This window comes from Akkermansia sp. UBA7090 (genome assembly GCF_002493465.1).
Lineage (GTDB): Bacteria > Verrucomicrobiota > Verrucomicrobiia > Verrucomicrobiales > Akkermansiaceae > Akkermansia > Akkermansia muciniphila_A.
The window spans coordinates 43642-60913 of the sequence record NZ_DKYW01000021.1 but is presented as its reverse complement, the minus strand read 5'-3'; the positions used below and the strand labels follow the sequence as shown (position 1 = coordinate 60913).

The 17272-nt window shown below is 52.4% G+C and carries 18 protein-coding genes; 17 read left to right on the top strand and 1 reads right to left on the bottom strand.

Features of this window, described 5'->3' with window-relative positions; all coding sequences use genetic code 11:
* From B3075_RS07720 to B3075_RS07690, 7 genes are all read left to right on the top strand, one after another.
* Nucleotides 1-670 (top strand): RHS repeat-associated core domain-containing protein (locus B3075_RS07720; RefSeq protein WP_290488215.1); only part of this gene is annotated, 670 nt, incomplete at its 5' end.
* Between the two features lies 1 nt (nucleotide 671).
* Complete coding sequence (locus B3075_RS07715; RefSeq protein WP_290488216.1) at nucleotides 672-1013, top strand: hypothetical protein; 342 nt, start codon at nucleotides 672-674, stop codon at nucleotides 1011-1013.
* 434 nt (nucleotides 1014-1447) lie between these two features.
* Entirely contained in the window at nucleotides 1448-2017 is a 570-nt protein-coding gene (locus B3075_RS07710) for an RHS repeat domain-containing protein (RefSeq protein WP_290492067.1), read from the top strand.
* Nucleotides 2001-2264, top strand: coding sequence for a hypothetical protein (locus B3075_RS07705; protein ID WP_290488218.1), 264 nt, complete (start codon nucleotides 2001-2003; stop codon nucleotides 2262-2264). Before B3075_RS07710 ends, B3075_RS07705 begins: the two co-directional genes overlap by 17 nt.
* A gap of 410 nt (nucleotides 2265-2674) precedes the next feature.
* Nucleotides 2675-3121: a hypothetical protein gene (locus B3075_RS07700; RefSeq protein ID WP_128153707.1), complete on the top strand. Its 447-nt coding sequence runs from the start codon at nucleotides 2675-2677 to the stop codon at nucleotides 3119-3121.
* On the top strand, nucleotides 3118-3768 hold the full coding sequence (locus tag B3075_RS07695; protein WP_290488219.1) for a hypothetical protein: 651 nt from the start codon (nucleotides 3118-3120) through the stop codon (nucleotides 3766-3768). The genes B3075_RS07700 and B3075_RS07695 overlap by 4 nt, the downstream gene beginning before the upstream one ends.
* A gap of 299 nt (nucleotides 3769-4067) precedes the next feature.
* On the top strand, nucleotides 4068-4322 hold the full coding sequence (locus B3075_RS07690; protein WP_290492066.1) for a hypothetical protein: 255 nt from the start codon (nucleotides 4068-4070) through the stop codon (nucleotides 4320-4322).
* Nucleotides 4323-4629: 307 nt separating this feature from the next.
* Here B3075_RS07690 and bla read toward each other — a convergent pair whose 3' ends face one another.
* Nucleotides 4630-5487 carry a class A beta-lactamase gene (gene bla / locus B3075_RS07685; protein WP_290488221.1) on the bottom strand — a complete coding sequence of 286 codons (858 nt, stop codon included), beginning with the start codon at nucleotides 5485-5487 and terminating at the stop codon, nucleotides 4630-4632.
* A gap of 194 nt (nucleotides 5488-5681) precedes the next feature.
* On the opposite strand from bla, the gene B3075_RS07680 reads away from it, so the two are divergent.
* From B3075_RS07680 to B3075_RS07635, 10 genes are all read left to right on the top strand, one after another.
* Nucleotides 5682-6185: a DUF456 domain-containing protein gene (locus tag B3075_RS07680; RefSeq protein WP_290488222.1), complete on the top strand. Its 504-nt coding sequence runs from the start codon at nucleotides 5682-5684 to the stop codon at nucleotides 6183-6185.
* Between the two features lie 165 nt (nucleotides 6186-6350).
* Entirely contained in the window at nucleotides 6351-6671 is a 321-nt protein-coding gene (locus B3075_RS07675) for a DUF3784 domain-containing protein (RefSeq protein WP_290492065.1), read from the top strand.
* Between the two features lie 56 nt (nucleotides 6672-6727).
* Entirely contained in the window at nucleotides 6728-9094 is a 2367-nt protein-coding gene (locus B3075_RS07670; protein ID WP_290488224.1) for a glycosyl hydrolase family 95 catalytic domain-containing protein, read from the top strand.
* A 14-nt stretch (nucleotides 9095-9108) separates the two neighbouring features.
* Nucleotides 9109-10200 (top strand): M28 family peptidase, encoded by a 1092-nt coding sequence (locus tag B3075_RS07665; RefSeq protein WP_290488225.1) that lies wholly within the window; start codon nucleotides 9109-9111, stop codon nucleotides 10198-10200.
* Complete coding sequence (locus B3075_RS07660; protein ID WP_290488226.1) at nucleotides 10197-11231, top strand: alpha/beta hydrolase; 1035 nt, start codon at nucleotides 10197-10199, stop codon at nucleotides 11229-11231. Before B3075_RS07665 ends, B3075_RS07660 begins: the two co-directional genes overlap by 4 nt.
* 71 nt (nucleotides 11232-11302) lie before the next feature.
* Nucleotides 11303-14032 carry an isoleucine--tRNA ligase gene (ileS, locus tag B3075_RS07655; RefSeq protein ID WP_290488227.1) on the top strand — a complete coding sequence of 910 codons (2730 nt, stop codon included), beginning with the start codon at nucleotides 11303-11305 and terminating at the stop codon, nucleotides 14030-14032.
* 30 nt (nucleotides 14033-14062) lie between these two features.
* On the top strand, nucleotides 14063-14836 hold the full coding sequence (locus B3075_RS07650) for a signal peptidase II (RefSeq protein WP_102747305.1): 774 nt from the start codon (nucleotides 14063-14065) through the stop codon (nucleotides 14834-14836).
* 7 nt (nucleotides 14837-14843) lie between these two features.
* The gene (locus tag B3075_RS07645) at nucleotides 14844-15506 is read left to right on the top strand and encodes a DUF1573 domain-containing protein (protein WP_290488228.1); all 663 of its coding nucleotides are present in this window, start codon (nucleotides 14844-14846) and stop codon (nucleotides 15504-15506) included.
* A gap of 17 nt (nucleotides 15507-15523) precedes the next feature.
* Complete coding sequence (locus B3075_RS07640; protein ID WP_102747307.1) at nucleotides 15524-16006, top strand: rhodanese-like domain-containing protein; 483 nt, start codon at nucleotides 15524-15526, stop codon at nucleotides 16004-16006.
* A gap of 2 nt (nucleotides 16007-16008) precedes the next feature.
* Complete coding sequence (locus tag B3075_RS07635; RefSeq protein WP_094136585.1) at nucleotides 16009-17235, top strand: aminotransferase class V-fold PLP-dependent enzyme; 1227 nt, start codon at nucleotides 16009-16011, stop codon at nucleotides 17233-17235.
* The last annotated feature ends 37 nt before the right edge of the window (nucleotides 17236-17272 follow it).

The following is a 17272-nucleotide window of genomic DNA, read 5'->3' as shown; positions in this document are numbered from 1 at the left end:
CAACGGAACCATCGCGAATTCCTACTCCTACACCCCCTTCGGCGAAGCCACGCAAAGGGGCAACATCACCAATCCCCTTCAATGGAGCAGCGAGGCATATGATGCCGAGCTGGGGATGGTATATTACAACTTCCGGTTCTATAATCCCGTGGATGGAAGGTGGACTTCGAGAGACCCCATCGGGGAAGAGAGTGGAGCTAATTTATTTGAGTTTGTAGGGAATGATGTATACGGGAAATGGGACCAATTAGGTCTTGTTTGGGATACTGTGTGGGACATCGGGAATTTACTTTGGGATGCCGGAGCTATTATTACCGGTTGGGTTACAGATGACGATGACATGGTGAGAAGTGGACTAACAGACCTTGCAACAGATACGATAGCTACAGTTGTCCCATTTCTGCCAGCGGGAGTAAGCAAAGTATCCAAAGCTGCCCCGAAACCAAAGAAAAATAGCGGCAAAAAGAAACATAAGGGGGAGTATGCTTGTACAGCAAAAGGAGGTATGATTGATTTAGGGGGAGGAAAAGCATGCTGTGGTTGGGTAACCGGAGTTGGTTATCATAAATCTGAAAGAGAAGCTAAAAGGCTTGCAAAAAAAGATGCTCAAAAGAATACCCCTAGGGGATATCAAGCAAAACACTTAAACGTTAAATGTGTAAAAAATTAATATGAAATTACTTAATGAATACCTTTTGTTACCTCGCTTAGAGACAGGGCAAATGGAGTGGCTCAAACTGGAACTTTATTTTGATCAAAAAAGTGGTTATATCTATCCAAAACTATACACAAGGGATAAATTTCTCGTTAAACGTGATATTAATAAAACGAAAGAGACCAAAGAATGGCTTTGGTTTGAAGAATGTGGATGGTTCTTTCCTTTAGATTCGTATATTCTTACAGACTCCGAAACTGAAGCTTTGAATGTGGTTAAACAATATATAGAATGTAAATGGAATGGAAACAACATTCCGATAAACATAATTGATAAAATAAAAGAATCTACATGTTAATCTTAAAAAAGAAAGACTGTTGCATGAAGCTTCATGATGGTTGCTACATGCGAAACATTATCTATGCAACTAATCGAGAACAAGAAGTTGTCGTAATAACAGAAGTTCTTGTGGATCTTCTTCTTTCGCCTACAAGCGTCTCCTATGAGAGTTCATGCCCCTGTTGGTTAACCAAGAGTATTCTAAAAAGGAAGATTTCTGACAAAGTGTATGGTTAACTAAAGTTTGTAAGGCTAATCTTCTTTCCGTAAGATTGATCTGAAACTTTCAATTACATTTCGATAAGTCGCCCTCCATATTCCGATATCTTGATAGGAACGCTCGTTATTGTAGTGATGTATATATGTACATCTAACGAGATCCGACGCCCCTCACTGGCTATCCAGACGGCGGGCAGCTGGTTTGCCTACGGCTGGGACTTGACCAAAAACGTGATGGAACTCTACAAGAACAACGGAACCATCGCGAATTCCTACTCCTACGCCCCCTTCGGCGAAGTCACGCAAAGGGGCAACATCACCAATCCCCTTCAATGGAACAGCGAGGCATATGATGCCGAGCTGGGGATGGTATATTATAACTTTCGGTTCTATAATCCCGTGGATGGAAGGTGGACTTCGAGAGATCCGATTATAGACGAAAGAAGATGGAATGTGTACTCATATGTTTATCAGGCGCCTTTAAGTTCCTACGATATCATTGGTCTTCAGGCTCCTGGATACGAAGGCGCTTTGACTGTTGCTATTATCAATCAAATACAGGACAGAGATCGTATTGTTAACTCTGCTGCTCACAAATATTGTGATAATTACAATAAATACAAGGATTCTAAATGTTGTGATGGCGAGGGAAGAATGGTATCAGATCCCTATATACCCAAAGCTTGTAACATATGCCACAAATTTGTTGACAAATATTCGGAAAATGGAAAGGTGATTAAACCTGCACGAATGTGTAGCAGAATGTCTATCCGAAGCGGAAGCTGGAATGCAAAAGATAGGTAGATGCAAAGATAAAAATACGCAAAGATTAATTAATCATGTTTCTTGCTATATTAATTGTGGATTTTATCTGATTTCTTCTAAAGCAATAGGCACTCCGGAAGGTGGATGGAAGATGGGATTTGAAGAACTTTTACCTGACCTCATTGAGACAAAAATTATTGAACCAACAAGCAAACAAATTGAAAATCAAGGAAAAGAAATACAAAAAGCTTTGGACTGCAATCCATATTGTTCAAAATATTTATAAAAAATTAATTTGAAATTTAATATTGAAATGAACCATAGATTTTTAATAATTGGATGTATTTCTCTAATATTCTGGAGTTTGTTAGAATTAGCGATGTTTCCATTTTGTGGAGGAGCATTTTTAATTTCGCTATCATTTATCTTATCCATAATTATCATTTCTGTTAATTCCAAAACAAAAAAACATTTTTTATTTACATGTTGCATTCTAACGTGTTTTTTGTGTTTTGGTTTTTTTAGACCGTCAACGGATGCTTATTATATTTCTTTTATATTCGCAGTCCAATGGATCATATCATTTATATTATCCTCTTTTGCTGAATTTCCGTATAATCATGTGAATAAAATTTCTCGATTGGACATTCTTAGGAATATTGTATCCTCAATTCCATTCCTAGTTGTATTTTATTGGTGCATAACGAGCTAAAAATATTTGGATGCAATTACCGCCATTATAACCTCCATGATGAAAGATGGATTGGGAAAGATAAAATCAGTGAGAATCTCATAGCAAACAATTATGTATTTATAAACAACGAACCAAAATCTGATATTAATATTCTTGGTTTATATAGTTGGGGAGATTTCGGGATTGACCTTTTATCTGCAGCCCTTGTTGTAGGAGATGTTATTTTAGGAGGACCAACAGGGGAAGGAATAGGGCCTGCCATAGCTTTGCAAGGCATGAAAACAGGAGCAAAAATTGCAACTAAAGAAGCAGCGAAAAAAGTTGCAGTAAAAGATGCTAAAGAAAAAGTAAAAAAACAGCCGAATGTCTTGCGATTTATGATGGATACAAAGCTGCCGATAAAAATGCAGCGGGATGTAAAGCTTGCCTCAAATGCCCTGATTATTTGAAATTATTGACGGCTAGGGCAGCGGAAATTACTGGCTACTCGTTATATTTTAAGAAAAAATGTGACTATATTCTTCCTGGTAGTATTACTAAAGGGAGCGCAGCAGCCGTATCCAGTCACAAAAATGAATTGACAAATAAGATAAAAGCCTTTTCAAAATGCAGCAAAACCTGCGGTAAAGGCAGGATGCAACAACCTCCCACAACTCCCTCAAATATGACAACTATTCCAACTAAAAAAGATATTAATCCTACACCACGAAATATTGACGAGTTAACAGCCCTGAAACATTTCCATGGAAAAAGCCAGAGCGAAGCCGCAAATCTTTTTTTTGAATATCCGACATATTATGAAGAAGATTTAAAATGGATGGGAAGTAAAGCATTCGCTTTTTACTTTCCTTCTATGGAACCGTATCTTTTGTCGGAAGCAAGTGAAGATGACTCAGATATAATTAATGCATTGGCGAATACGCTACAAATCCGTCTGAAGCAAGATCCCCAATCAATCAAAGGATGTCTAGTTCCTGCTCTTAGAATTCTAGATTATATATCGGACAATATGCAAAAATTCAATGTGGATCCTACTATATACGGTAATATTACTGTTAAAGTGAGTAATCTAATCAATCAAATTCGCTTACTGTAAATTCCAGACTGATGGCTTGGTTAGTTCAATCTGAATACAACGATGTCTTTCTATGTACTAAATAGTTATGAGTCTCTATTCATCGTCATTTTAATTCGTAATTGTTTACTCTTGTTTTTTCATTCGAGTAATATTATGAATATAAAAAACCAAAATATTTTGAGAATTTTACAGCGGGACTATCCCACATAATTTTGAATTTATTTAATCATGAAATTAATCATAATTATATTCTTATTTTTTTTGCCTTACCTCAAAAAGAGGGGCAGCAGATCAAGAATATCAACAAATCGATTTATATGCAGAAACATCTTTTCTTAAAGATGATAAAAAAACATCGAGTTAAAAAATTAAATTTGGAACAAAAGAAGGAATTAGCGAGAATTATCAGCAAATACGATTTATTTCGGGATGGAAAAACGGAAACAGACGCTCCTTTTATAGGAACTCTGGGTATATTTCATATTGCAATAAATAAAAAACCTTATTTATTGTTCATGGCATATAACACCAAACACATTCATCTTTTTGACAGGAAAAAAAATTGGAGGTGAAGAATATACGAAGAAGCTCTTTTAACACAAAATATAAATATGCTAAATATATTTTTAGCAAATGCCAAATGCAATCATCGCAATAGCAAAACCCCTTATTTTTTGTTATCTCTCCTCAAGCCCATATGAGAAGAAAGCTTCTATTGGCGTGGGACAGAGACACTCATTCTCATCATCATTTTACGGAATTTTTTACTTCAGTATTATTTCATCAATCTCCCTCTGTTGCTCATCCAAGCAATGCGCTGAATATCAAAAGCCAGAATCTTTTGAAAATCTGACGCCAAGACTATTCTGCATTATTCCGTTATTCTTTTCCGGCGGCAGGCTTCCATTCCATGCACAGCCAGCGGGCCATGGAGGCAATCACCCGGTCACAAGCGGATTCAGAATCCTTTGAATCCCTGATAAACACGGAAACCGCCATTTTCCGGCCGTTGGGAAGAACAATGATGCCGACGTCATTGCGGGCGGTAACGCCACCCCCCGGAAGCGAGAATCCGGATCCCGTTTTATGCGCCACCACATAATCCCGCGGCAGCTGTCCTTTCAGACGTTCAAGGCCTGTAGAGCAACCGGCCATGATGTCCCAAAGAACACGTTGTGTGCCTTTTTTCAGAATTTTACCTTCGTCAAACGCGCGGAGAAGAGAGTTCATGGCCGACGGGCGGCTTGAGTTGGCATATTGTAAGTCGCGGTTCCGGTGTATTTCATCTTCCGTAAACCGGACATTAATGCCGTCAATACCCCATTCCTTCAAATCCTTCTGCACGGCCTGCGGCCCTCCAATAAGGCTAAACAGGAGGTCGCAGGTATTGTTGTCGCTTTCCTGGACAGTCACCCTCAGCAGTTCCTTCAGAGAAAAATCGCCGCCTTGCGGGAAACTCTCCCGGAGGGGGCTCCAGGTATCTTTCACCAGTTGTTCCGGACGGATGCGGATGATTTGTTCCAGATTCATGACGCCCTGGTCCACCCGCTTCAAGACGGACAAGGCCAGCACGAATTTAACGACGCTCTGCATGGGATAGGCCGCCTCATCCCCCACCGCGACGGTTTCCCCCGTATCCAGCATTTCCGCAGCCATGCCCACACGGGCTTTCAGGGAATGAGCCAGTTCTTGAACGGCGGAGGAATCCGCTGCGGAAACGGAAACCGGAGAAGACATGCCCCCCTGAGAAAAAACACCAAAGAGCATGATGCAACCGCATAGATAAGCACCGGTGGAAGTCATAGGCGCCATTCCATATCACGCCCGCAACAACCGCAATAATAATTTCTCCCCCTTTTTTCCTTTCTTCGTCATCCGCAAGCCGGGCAGAAACCTTGCCTCCCGCCCGGCTTCCTGATAAGAAGGAAAGCATGCCCCATCTCCTTTCGGAAACCCTCGTCTGGTGCGTCACCCTGCTGTTATTCGGCATGGGGCTGATCGGCACGCTCATCCCCATGCTTCCCGGAATTATCATCATTGCGGCCGGGTGCGTCTGGCAGGGAGTCATGGGAAAAGAGAATCTGGAGTGGTGGGAATGGACTGTCCTGGCGCTGCTGGTGGCGGGAGGCATGGTCATTGACAAGCTTTCCGGAGGCATGGGCGCCAAAAAATTCGGCAGCACTGCCGCCGGAATCTGGGGAGCCATGATCGGCGCCGTGGCGGGGAGCCTCCTTTTCTCCCCCATCGTAGGCCTTTTGTTCATGCCGTTCCTGGGAGCGCTGCTGGCGGAACTTACCTTTGCCAGAAAGGATATCATGGACGCCTTCAGGGCCGGTTCCGGAGCGGCGCTTGGGATGCTTGCCGGCCTGCTGCTGGAATTTACCTGCGGCCTGCTCATCATCGCCTGGTTCTGTTCCTGCTGTTTCCTGTTTTAATGTCAAAAAGAAACCGTAACCGTACCCTGCGGAAGCCTTCGGCAGGAACAACGGAGTTTCTCCGTTGCTGAAAGAAACACAGTTTCCCCAACGTATTCCGCAAAACGCCGCCTCTCCCGTCCGGTCGAACGGCCGGGTTCTCTCATTCCCCCATTTTGCCAGCTTATGGATGCACCTGTTCCTATACCCGTCGCCATGATGGCAGGTTTCATGATTCTTGGCGTCATTCTTTCCATGGGGAAATGTTCTTTCCTCATCACAGGCTGCAACATGATGAGCAGAGAGCAAAAAAGAAAGTATGATGAACAGGCGCTGTGCCGGTTCATGGGGAAAATCATGTACTGCCTCGCCTTCACCATGCTGCTCTGGCTTGCCAGCATCCTTCTCCAGAACTCCGTGCTTCTGTCCGCATCCCTGTGCTTTCTGGCGGGAAGCATTGCGTTTGCGGTCATTTACGCCGGCACCGGAAGCCGATTAAAAAAATAACGCTTTTTACACCAGCTTTCTTTTACTTTTATCATACGCAATATTCATCTTCTCTCATGAACATCCCTGCAACCTTGAAATATTCCTTCCTGCTCTGCCTTTTCGCCGCAGCCGTCCCCCTCCGGGCCATTCCGGCCCCCATGCAGGTCACCGCCTCCACCCCCGCCCGGGTATGGACGGAAGGATACGGCACGGGCAACGGAAGGTTGGGCATCCTCTCTTTCGGCGTTTTCCCGAAGGAAACCGTCGTCCTCAATGAAGGAAGCATTTTCGCAAAGAAAAATTTCCAAATGAGGGAAGGCGCCGCGGAAGCTCTGGACAAGGCGCGCGAATTTTGCAAGGAAGGAAAATACCGCAGTGCGGACCAGCTATTCCGGAAGAACATCCTTCCCCCCGGCAACATTGCGGGGGATTACCAGCAGGGGGGGCGTCTCCAGGTGGAATTCCAGGGGCTCCCCTCACCTTCCTCCTATCAGCGTACGCTGGATATGCGACGGGGCAAGGCAACCACCCGCGCCCAATTCGGCACTGGGGAATTGACCACAGAAATCCTGGCGGCTCCGTCCAGCGACTGCGCCGCCTACCACATTGCCTGCACAATGCCGTCCGGATGCCGCGTTTCCCTGAATCTGGAACACCCGGATCCGGCTTCCCGAATTGTTGCGCAGCCGAATGGCTGGACGCTGGAAGGACAGGGAAGCAACGGAGGCACCCGGTTTGAAAACACGGTGGTCATCCTGGCTCCCGGAGCCTCCATTACCCGCAAAGGCTCAACAATTATTCTTGATTCCGCCCGGGAAGTGCTGGTGCTTTCATCCATTTCCACAGATTACAATATCCGGAAGCCGGAAGCTCCCCTGACGCATTCCCTGGCGGCTAAAAACGCGCAAATCCTGGCAAAAGCGCAAAAGGCGGGATGGAAAAAACTGGCGGCGGAAACGGAAGATTATTTTTCCCGGCTCATGACGCGCTGCCAGGTGGATCTGGGAGATTCCCCAGCCGGGGTCTCCGCCATGACCACCGCCCAAAGACTAGAACGGGTCAAACAGGGAAAGAAGGACCCGGATCTTCTGGAACAACTTTTCCAGTTCGGCCGCTTCTGCACGATTGCCCACACCAGACCGAGGCAGCTTCCCTGCGGTTTGCAGGGATTATGGAATCCGGAGCTGAGGGCGGCGTGGATGGGCTGCTATTTCCTGAACATCAACAGCCAGATGAACCAGTGGCCCTCCCATGTCACCGGGCTGGGAGAATTCCAGAACTCCTATCTTGATTTTGTCCGCAGCCTGCGCCCCCACGGAGAGGAATTCGCGCGCTTCATCAAACGGGACGGCTTCTGCTTCGGCCACTATACGGATTGCTGGAAACGCACCTATTTTTCAGGCAACAATCCGGAATGGGGGGCCAGCCTCATGAACGGGGCGTGGGCATGCGCCCACCTGGTGGACAGCTACCGTTTCACCGGAGACCGGGAAGACCTTAAAAAATCGCTGCCCATTCTGGAATCCAACGCGCGTTTCATCATGTCCTGGTTTGAAGATGACGGCGAGGGCCGTTACCTTTCCGGTCCCGGCGTATCGCCGGAGACCGGATTTTACGCGCCGGACGGCACAGGCCCCAACGTGCTTTCCTATGTTTCCAACGGCGCTTCCCATGACCAGCTTCTGGGCAGGGAATCCCTCCGCAATTACATTTACGCCTGCGGGGAGCTGGGCGTACAAACGCCTACTCTGGTTAAAGCCGTTCAATTCCTCAGGAAAATTCCCCAACCTGCCATCGGCCCCGACGGAAGGGTACAGGAATGGAGGCAGCCTTTTGAAGAAATGCAGAAGGGCCACCGGCACATCAGCCACCTTTACGGCCTATTTCCCGGCACGGAATGGGACGTTCTCAATACGCCGGAATACGCGGAGGCTGTACGCAAGTCAGCCGATTTCCGGCGCAAGTACGCGGATATGGGAAACAATGGCATCAGGACGGGATGGAGCACGGCATGGCTCATCAATCTTTACGCCGCCCTAGGCGACGGAAACGCCGCAGAGGACAGGATGTACACCATGCTGAGGCACTACATCAACTCCAACCTTTTTGACCTCCATCCCCCGTTCCAGATAGAAGGGAACTTCGGCTTTTCCTCCGGCGTGGCCGAATGCCTGATCCAGAGCCGGGTCATGCAGGACGGGTTCCAGGTTATCCTGCTGGCCCCGGCCCTGGCAGACGACTGGAAGAAGGGTTCCGCCACGGGATTGCGCACGCGGGGCGGGCTTAAGGTGGATTTGTCCTGGCAAGACGGCCGGGTGCAGGCCACGGCTACCGCTACGCGTCCGGGCAAATTCCGGTTCATGCATCGAGGCCGGAAAAAGGATTTGTCCATGAATAAGGGAGAAACGGCGCGTCTTGATTTTCCTCCGCTTTCCCATTAGGATTCTCTTCCTGCATGACTTTTCCAACTTCCGCCATGCATTTCTTTTCCATGACCTTCAGGCTCAGTCTGCTCATAACGGCGGCCTGCATCGCCCTCAGCTCCTGTTCCAAGCTTTTTTCTCCCCGCGGAAGCGGAGAAATACCGGACACGGACCAAACGGAAACGCTCCTGAAAGCGCATGTATTCCACCTGGCGGATTCCATCGGTGAACGGAACGTTTACCACTCCGGCGCCATGGAGCGTTCCGCCCGCTACATTGAACAAAAACTGGAGGAGATGGGTTATGCCGTCACGCGCCAAGCTGTCCATATCCCACCCTCCGGAGAATTCGGCGCCGTCAAGGACTGGACGGCATATAATCTCATCGCCATCAAGAAAGGGACCTCCCCCCGGCCCAAAACGCTCATCGTCGGCGCGCATTACGATACCAAAGTGGGCATGGACAACTGGCACGACCACGGCCCCGCCCGGCCTTCCCGCACCGGAACGCCGGGAGCCAATGACAACGCCTCCGGCGCAGCCGCCCTGCTGGAAACGGCACGCGCCCTTGCAGCAACTTCCACCCTCCACGATGTTTGCCTAGTGGCCTACGCCAATGAAGAGCCTCCCTTTTACCAGACGCCCGCCATGGGCAGCGCCGTGCATGCCAAATCCGTCTCCCTTCATCCGGGCAGGGAAAAAATCATCGGCATGATTGCCCTGGAAACGCTGGGCTGCTATTCTCCCCGGGTGAATAAAAAACGCCAATCCGCCGTAGTTGCCGGATTGGCCGGCCTGCCGGACCGCTGCGACTATGTTGCCTTCCTCTCCACCAACACGGGCCGCAAACTGGCACGCTCCTGCGCGGAGGAATTTTCCACTTTAAGCCGTTTTCCGGTGCGTTCCGCCGTGTTCCCGTATTACGCCCGCGGCGTTTCCTGGTCTGACGACTGGGGATACATGAAGGAGGGCATCCCCTCCTTTGCCGTCACGGATACGGCCTTCCTCCGTTGCGACGATTACCATGAAACCAGCGATACGGCTGAAAAGCTGGACTATCCCCAGTTTGCAGAAGTAGTGCAGGGACTTTCCAAACTCATCATTTCACTCGCCAACAAACCATGAACATGAACCCGGTCTTCTTCTCCGCTTTTTTTCCGGCATTCGCCTGCACCGCAGCTGTACCTCCTGAACCGTCCGCGCTGGAGGCCATCTGCCTGCCCTCAGAGGGAAAAGCCTTTCACTCCGGATGGATTTCCCTGGGACTGAAAGCGGCGGATCTGAAAGAAAAACAAGTCTCCGCCGGACACATTACGGATGTGGGGGAAGCGCAGGTTCTGCTTCACTTCCCCGCCGGATGGAGGCCGCAGGACAAGCGCACGGCCCTGTGTATCTTTCCGGGAGGGGGGTATTCCATCCAGGCCATTGAAAAGGAAGGGAGCCGCATTGCCGGCTGGGCGGCGGAACACGGCATGGTGGGGGTTGTCGTGAAATACCGCGTTTCAGGAACCAGCAATGCCTTGGGGAAGTTTCCCGGCCCCCTGCTGGACGCCCGCCAGGCCCTGAGGACCGTGCGGGAAAACGCCTCCTCCCTGGGAATTGACCCTCTCCGCATCGGCGTCATGGGCTTTTCCGCAGGCGGCCATCTGGCGGCCATGACCTCTACGCTGTGGAACCGCACCCTGCCGGAAGAAGCGGAAAATCCGCTGAAAAACATTTCCGCCCGTCCGGATTTTTCCATGTTCATTTATCCCGTCATTACCATGGCGCCCCATACAACCCACGGGGGAACGCGCAACAAAATATTGGGCCCCCATCCCTCCCCGGCCCTGGAGGAGATGTGTTCCGCGGAGCGGCAGGTAACGGAACAGACGCCCCCGGTCTTCCTCGTTCACGCTCTGGATGACGGCGTTTCCTGCGCCAACAGCAGGTTGATGGAACAGGCCTGCCGGAATAAGGGGGTTCCCGTCAGCCTTAATCTCTATCCAACGGGAGGCCACGGGTATGGCATGGAAAAACGCGGGCATCCCACGGATCAATGGCCGGATGCCGCCGAACAATGGCTCAGGGAACAGGGATTTCTTCCTTCCCCGGCTTCTGCCCGCGGGGGCGCTCCTTCTGGCGCCGTCCCCTCCTCCGGAACACGGCGGGAATGAATGCGCTAGGACCCAGGTGTGCCGCACCGCAGGGTTGACCGGAACCGGGTCCAGTGGTACTTTTTCCGGGCATGAGTGCGCCCGAAAAGAATTATAAAGACACCATCCTGTTACCGGAAACCGGCTTCCCCATGAGAGGGGATCTGACGAAAAACGAACCCGTACGCCTGAAAAAGTGGGAAGACACCGGGCTGTACGAACGCATTTTGTCCCGCAGGATGGCCCAGGGCGCACCCCGGTTCCTCCTTCATGACGGCCCCCCCTTCGCCAACGGGGATGTGCACATGGGCACCGCCCTGAACAAAATTCTCAAGGACCTTGTCCTGAAATCCAAAACCATGGCAGGCTACGCCGCCCCCTATGTTCCGGGCTGGGACTGCCACGGCCTTCCCATTGAATTCAAGGTAGTTCAGAAGGCCCGTGACCTGGATGCGGCGGAAATCCGCCGGCGCTGTGCGGAATTCGCCAAAGGATTCATTGACATTCAGCGCACTTCCTTCCGCCGCCTGGGCGTGTTCGGCGACTGGGAGAATCCCTACCTGACCATGAAGCCGGCGTATGAGGCCAACATCCTGCGCGTGTTCGCCAAACTGGTGGAAGACGGAGCGGTGTACCAGAGCCGCAAACCCGTCCAATGGTCCTATGGGGCCTATACGGCGCTGGCGGAAGCGGAAATAGACTACAAGGAAAAGGTCAGTACCTCCGTTTTCGTGCGCTTCCCGCTTCTTGACAATCCCCTGGGACTGAAAGCCTCCATGGTCATCTGGACCACTACTCCGTGGACGCTGCCCGCCAACGTAGGTCTCGCCCTCCATCCGCGTTTCACCTACGTGGCAGGCAGGTTCATGAAGAACGGCCAGACGGAAAACCTCGTCATCGTCAAAGAGCTGCTGGATGCCTTCGCTCAGAAAACGGGCTGGGCTCTTGCGGAAACCATCCGTGAATTCAAGGGAGCCGAACTGGAAAACTGCGAAGCCCGGCATCCCTTCCTTTCCCGAACGTCAACAATCATCCTGGCGGATTTCGTCACCACGGACACCGGAACCGGCATCGTCCACATCGCGCCCGGCCACGGCGCGGACGACTATAACGTAGGACGCCAATACGGACTGCCCGTCCTCTCCCCCGTGGACGACGACGGCAAATACACGGAGGAAGTGGGCGTGCCCTCCCTGGTGGGCAAACATGTCTTTGACGCCAACAAGGACATCATTTCCATGCTGGAACAGGGCGACAACCTCTTCGGCGTGGAAGAATACCGCCACCAGTACCCGCACTGCTGGCGTTCCAAGACGCCTATTATTTTCCGGGCCGTGGAACAGTTCTTCATCTCCATGGACAAGCTCCGCCCGCAGGCCCTGGAAGAAATAGACAAGGTGCAGTGGCTGCCCTCCTGGGGCCGCAACCGCATTTACGGCACGGTGGAAGCCAGGCCGGACTGGTGCATCTCCCGCCAGCGCACCTGGGGCGTGCCGCTGCCCGTCTTCTTTGACGAAAACGGCAAAGCCGTGCTGGACGCCGCCCTGGTTCGCAAAATCGCGGATATGGTGGAGAAACACGGTTCCAACATCTGGTTTGAACTCTCCGATGAAGACCTGTGCGAACGCCTCGGCCTGCCGAAGACCTGGAAAAAGGGCAAGGATACGCTGGACGTCTGGATTGATTCCGGCAGTTCCCATATGGCCGTCATGGACAACCGCCCCGGGCTGGACGCGCCGGCGGACCTTTACCTGGAAGCTACGGACCAACACCGAGGCTGGTTCCAGAGTTCCCTGATGCTTTCCGTCGCCTGGCGCGGCAAGGCTCCGTACAAGGCCGTGATGACCCACGGCTTCGTCGTGGACAAAGACACCGGGAAAAAAACCTCCAAATCTGACGCCAAGAGCGGCAAACCCATTGACGCGGCCTATTACTACGACAAATACGGTGCAGACATCGTGCGCCTGTGGGCCGCTTCCGTGGATTGGCAAAATGAAGTCCCCTTCGGGGAAGACCTCTTCAAGCAGGTGACGGAACCCTACCGCCGCCTCCGCAACACCCTGCGCATCCTGCTGGGCAACATCAGCGGATTCGATTTCGCCGCGCAGGCAGTCGCCCCGGAACACATGCCCCTCCTGGACCGCTGGATTCTGGAACGCCTGAACGCCGTCATCAGGGAAACGCTGAAGGCCTATGAAGCCTATGACTTCCGCAAGGCGTTCAGCGCCATCAACCAGTTCTGCACCAGCGACCTGTCCGCCCTGTACGTGGACACCACCAAGGACCGCCTGTACTGCGACTCATCTTCCTCCGTGCGCCGCCGCGCCACACAAACGGCCATGACCATCATCTTCAAGGCTCTGTGCCGTCTGCTGGCTCCCATCCTGGCCTTCACGGCGGATGAAGCCTGGGAATACGCGGGATATGAAGGCAGCGTGCATGAGCAGGACTTCCCCGCCCCCATGCCGGAATACGATACCCAGGAGGCGACCTCCGTCATTTCCCGTCTCCAGGAAATCAAGTCCGTCATTCAGGTAGCCATTGAAGAACAGGTGAAGGCCAAGGTATTTTCCAAAAATAATGAGGCCTCCATCACTCTGACCGTTCCCGTGAATGAGAGCGAAGACGTCGTGGCGCTTCTGGAAGACCGGGCGTTTGCCACGGAATTCTTCATCATCGCGGACCTTGACGTGAAAACCGGCCCGGAACTGGCAGCCTCCGCCGCAAAAACGGAACATGCCATGTGCCCGCGCTGCCGCCGGTATGAACCGGCGGCGGAGGGCAGGGACGTATGCGAACGCTGCGCGGAAGTTCTTTCCTGAACCGCATCCACTCCATTTCCCGACCTTTATATGGACCCCCAGACGGAAAAAGAACCCGCCCCCCATAAAAAAACTCCCCCCGGCTGGCTCTGGTGGAGCTTGCTGGGCGCAGGGCTGTATGCGCTGGACCAGGCCAGCAAGCTGTGGATTATCCGCCGCTTCCCGCTGAACTACCTGAACGAAAAGCTCCATAAGTACGCCTATCTGCCGGACTTTCCGGGCTTCCAGCACATCAATGCGGACGGCACGCTGGACTTCGCCACGAACGGACGCATGCCGGAGGCGGAACTGGCGCGGCTCCCGGATCTGAATCCAAACACGGTGGACGCCCTGAACAAACTGAGGGAACTGGAACCCATTTCCTTCCTGGACGGGACCATGAACATTACCCGCGTGCACAACACGGGCGTTGCTTTCGGGCTGGGGAACGGCACCGTCTGGTCCAGCTATCTTTTTCTGGCGGTTCCCGTGCTCGCCATCGTGGTCCTGGTCGTGCTTTACCGGAAAAACTTCTTCCACACGGCATGGCTCAAGCTGGCCTATGTTCTGCTGCTGGCGGGCGTAGCCGGCAACCTGACGGACCGCCTGATTCAAGGCTTCCTGATTCCGTATGAGCAGCAGCACGGCTTCTTCACCAAGCTGATGAACGGTTACGTGGTGGACTTCATTGACGTCACCATCCCCCTCTTCAACTACCGCTGGCCCGCCTTCAACGTGGCGGACTCCTGCATCTTCGTAGCGGCAATTATTTTCTTCATCGCCAGTATTTTCTCCGCCAGGAATAAAGAAGAAAAACCATCCTGAAACGCCCATGACCACCCGGCTCGCCATTCTGTCAGGACTGCTTTTGTGCGGGAGCCTCGCCTCCGGCAAAAATGAATTGTCCTTCAAGGAAACGGTAGTTCCGGTAAAGGCGGCTCCGGACCAGGACAGCATCACCGCCTCCTTCCCCTTCACCAACACGTCCGGCACCCCGATCACTATCAGTAAAATCCATGTTTCCTGCGACTGCACCACCGCCGGAGCGAAGGATAACAAGCTGACGTATGCCCCTGGGGAATCCGGCGTCATCAGCGCCGTGATGAAAACCGGCAATTTTTCCGGTACCGTGGACAAGGACATGACGGTGCATGCCAACGGCTCCGCCTACAAGCTGGTGATACGCGCGCAAATCCCGGACATCATCCGGATGGAGCCCCGCAAGCTGGAATGGGCCAGGGGAGAAGCCGCCGCACCCAAAACCATTAAAATCACCATCTCCAAAGAACTGCCCGTCAACCTGACCACGGTGGATTTGACGGGAGACGCCTTTGACTACGAACCTGTGACCGTGAAAAAAGGCAGGGAATATAAAATCATCGTCACCCCCAAATCCACGGCCAAACCGGCCTTCAACACCATCTGGGTGCGCACGGATTCTACCGTGCCGCGCTACAAGCGCCAAATGGGGTTCCTGGCCATCAAGGAAAACTGACATCCGCCCTTCCTTCCATGAGAGACGCTTTTTCCACCGCTCTGAAACTCCTGCTGGCCGTATTTCTGCTGGCCGTAGGCGTCGCCGCGCTGGACCTGCGCGTCATCCAGCCGTTCCGCACGCCGCCCTGCAACCCGGAAACGCTGGAGGAAGGGCACGTGTGCCTCTCCCAGATATTAAAGGAATGGCCGGGGAAAATCCTCTGGATTGACGCCAGAAAACAGGACGACTTTGAACGCCATACCGTCACACAGGCTCCCGTTTACCCCATCCGCCCGGCGGATGCCAATTACCAGGAACTCCTGGCGAATGCCATGGAAGCCCTGATGACGGCAGAGGACAGGGGATTCTGCATCGTCATCTTTTGCAGCAGGGACTGCACCTCCAGCGCGGCCGTGGCCAATGAACTGAAAAAGCCGGAATACGGCATCCGAGCGCCCATTTTCATTCTGGAAGGGGGCTGGGATGAATTGCGCAAAGAACCCTCACTCGTACCATAGCCATGCTTGACACAGCAACCATTCGCCCGCAGTTCCCCATTCTGGAAACCAGCGTGCACGGCAAGCCTCTCATTTACCTGGACAATGCGGCCACCACGCAAAAGCCCCTGGCCGTACTGGACGCCATCCGCCATTACTACGATACGGAAAACGCCAATGTGCACCGCGGTTCCCACTACCTGAGCCAGCTCGCGACGGAAGCGCATGAAGAATCGCGGGAAACGGTGGCGCGGTTTATCAACGCGCCGGAAACGGCGGAAGTCCTGTTCACCTCCGGCTGCACGATGGGCATCAACCTGGCGGCGGATACCATCGCCGGGTCCGGCATGGTCAAACCGGGAGACGAAGTCATTGTTACCGCTTCCGAACACCATTCCAACATCGTTCCCTGGCAAATGCTGTGCGAACGCACGGGCGCCGTCCTGAAAGCGGTTCCCCTGACGCCGGGCCAGACCCTGGACATGGAAGCTTACCGGAACATGCTTTCCCCCCGCACCCGCATCGTAGCCGTGGGACACGTCTCCAACACGCTGGGGACAGTCAATCCCGTGCGGGAAATGACCGCACTCGCCAAAGCGAACAGGCAGGAAACCATCGTGCTGATTGACGGGGCCCAGGCTGTCTCCCACATGAATGTGGATGTTCAGGAACTGGGCTGCGACCTGTATGCCTTTTCCGGCCACAAGCTGTACGCGCCCACCGGCATCGGCGCGCTGTGGGGGAAAAGGGAGCTGCTGGAAAAACTGCCGCCGTGGATGGGCGGCGGAGAGATGATCAAGGAAGTCACCTTTGAAAAAACCGTTTACAATGACATTCCTTTCAAATATGAAGCGGGAACGCCCAACATAGGCGGGGCTGTGGGTCTGGCGGCCGCCATCCGCTACGTCTCCGGACTGGGCCTGGACAACATCGCCGCCCATGAACAGAAACTGACGGATATGGCGGTGGAAGGCCTGAAAGCCATGCCGCGCCTGACCGTACTGGCGCCGGACGTGCCGCACAGCGCCGTGGTCTCCGTTCTGGCGAAGGGCATCCACCACTATGACCTGGGTACGCTGCTGGATCAGATGGGGATTGCCGTAAGAACCGGGCACCATTGCTGCCAGCCGCTCATGTGCGCCCTGGGTACCACCGGGACAACCCGCGCCTCCTTTGCCCTGTACAATACGGAAGAGGAAGTGCAGACCTTCCTCAAATCCATGAACCGGGCGCTGGACATGCTCTCCTGAACCACCCTCCCTTCCCTTTTTATTTACACCGCTCATC

Bases quoted from the DNA above. Each gene is read 5' to 3' on its own strand.
- B3075_RS07715 (WP_290488216.1), top strand. From the start codon at position 672: ATGAAATTACTTAATGAATACCTTTTGTTACCTCGCTTAGAGACAGGG.
- B3075_RS07710 (WP_290492067.1), top strand. From the start codon at position 1,448: ATGGAACTCTACAAGAACAACGGAACCATCGCGAATTCCTACTCCTAC.
- B3075_RS07705 (WP_290488218.1), top strand. From the start codon at position 2,001: ATGCAAAAGATAGGTAGATGCAAAGATAAAAATACGCAAAGATTAATT.
- B3075_RS07690 (WP_290492066.1), top strand. From the start codon at position 4,068: ATGCAGAAACATCTTTTCTTAAAGATGATAAAAAAACATCGAGTTAAA.
- bla (WP_290488221.1), bottom strand. From the start codon at position 5,487: ATGTCTTCTCCGGTTTCCGTTTCCGCAGCGGATTCCTCCGCCGTTCAA.
- B3075_RS07680 (WP_290488222.1), top strand. From the start codon at position 5,682: ATGCCCCATCTCCTTTCGGAAACCCTCGTCTGGTGCGTCACCCTGCTG.
- B3075_RS07675 (WP_290492065.1), top strand. From the start codon at position 6,351: ATGGATGCACCTGTTCCTATACCCGTCGCCATGATGGCAGGTTTCATG.
- B3075_RS07670 (WP_290488224.1), top strand. From the start codon at position 6,728: ATGAACATCCCTGCAACCTTGAAATATTCCTTCCTGCTCTGCCTTTTC.
- B3075_RS07665 (WP_290488225.1), top strand. From the start codon at position 9,109: ATGACTTTTCCAACTTCCGCCATGCATTTCTTTTCCATGACCTTCAGG.
- B3075_RS07660 (WP_290488226.1), top strand. From the start codon at position 10,197: ATGAACATGAACCCGGTCTTCTTCTCCGCTTTTTTTCCGGCATTCGCC.
- ileS (WP_290488227.1), top strand. From the start codon at position 11,303: ATGAGTGCGCCCGAAAAGAATTATAAAGACACCATCCTGTTACCGGAA.
- B3075_RS07650 (WP_102747305.1), top strand. From the start codon at position 14,063: ATGGACCCCCAGACGGAAAAAGAACCCGCCCCCCATAAAAAAACTCCC.
- B3075_RS07645 (WP_290488228.1), top strand. From the start codon at position 14,844: ATGACCACCCGGCTCGCCATTCTGTCAGGACTGCTTTTGTGCGGGAGC.
- B3075_RS07640 (WP_102747307.1), top strand. From the start codon at position 15,524: ATGAGAGACGCTTTTTCCACCGCTCTGAAACTCCTGCTGGCCGTATTT.
- B3075_RS07635 (WP_094136585.1), top strand. From the start codon at position 16,009: ATGCTTGACACAGCAACCATTCGCCCGCAGTTCCCCATTCTGGAAACC.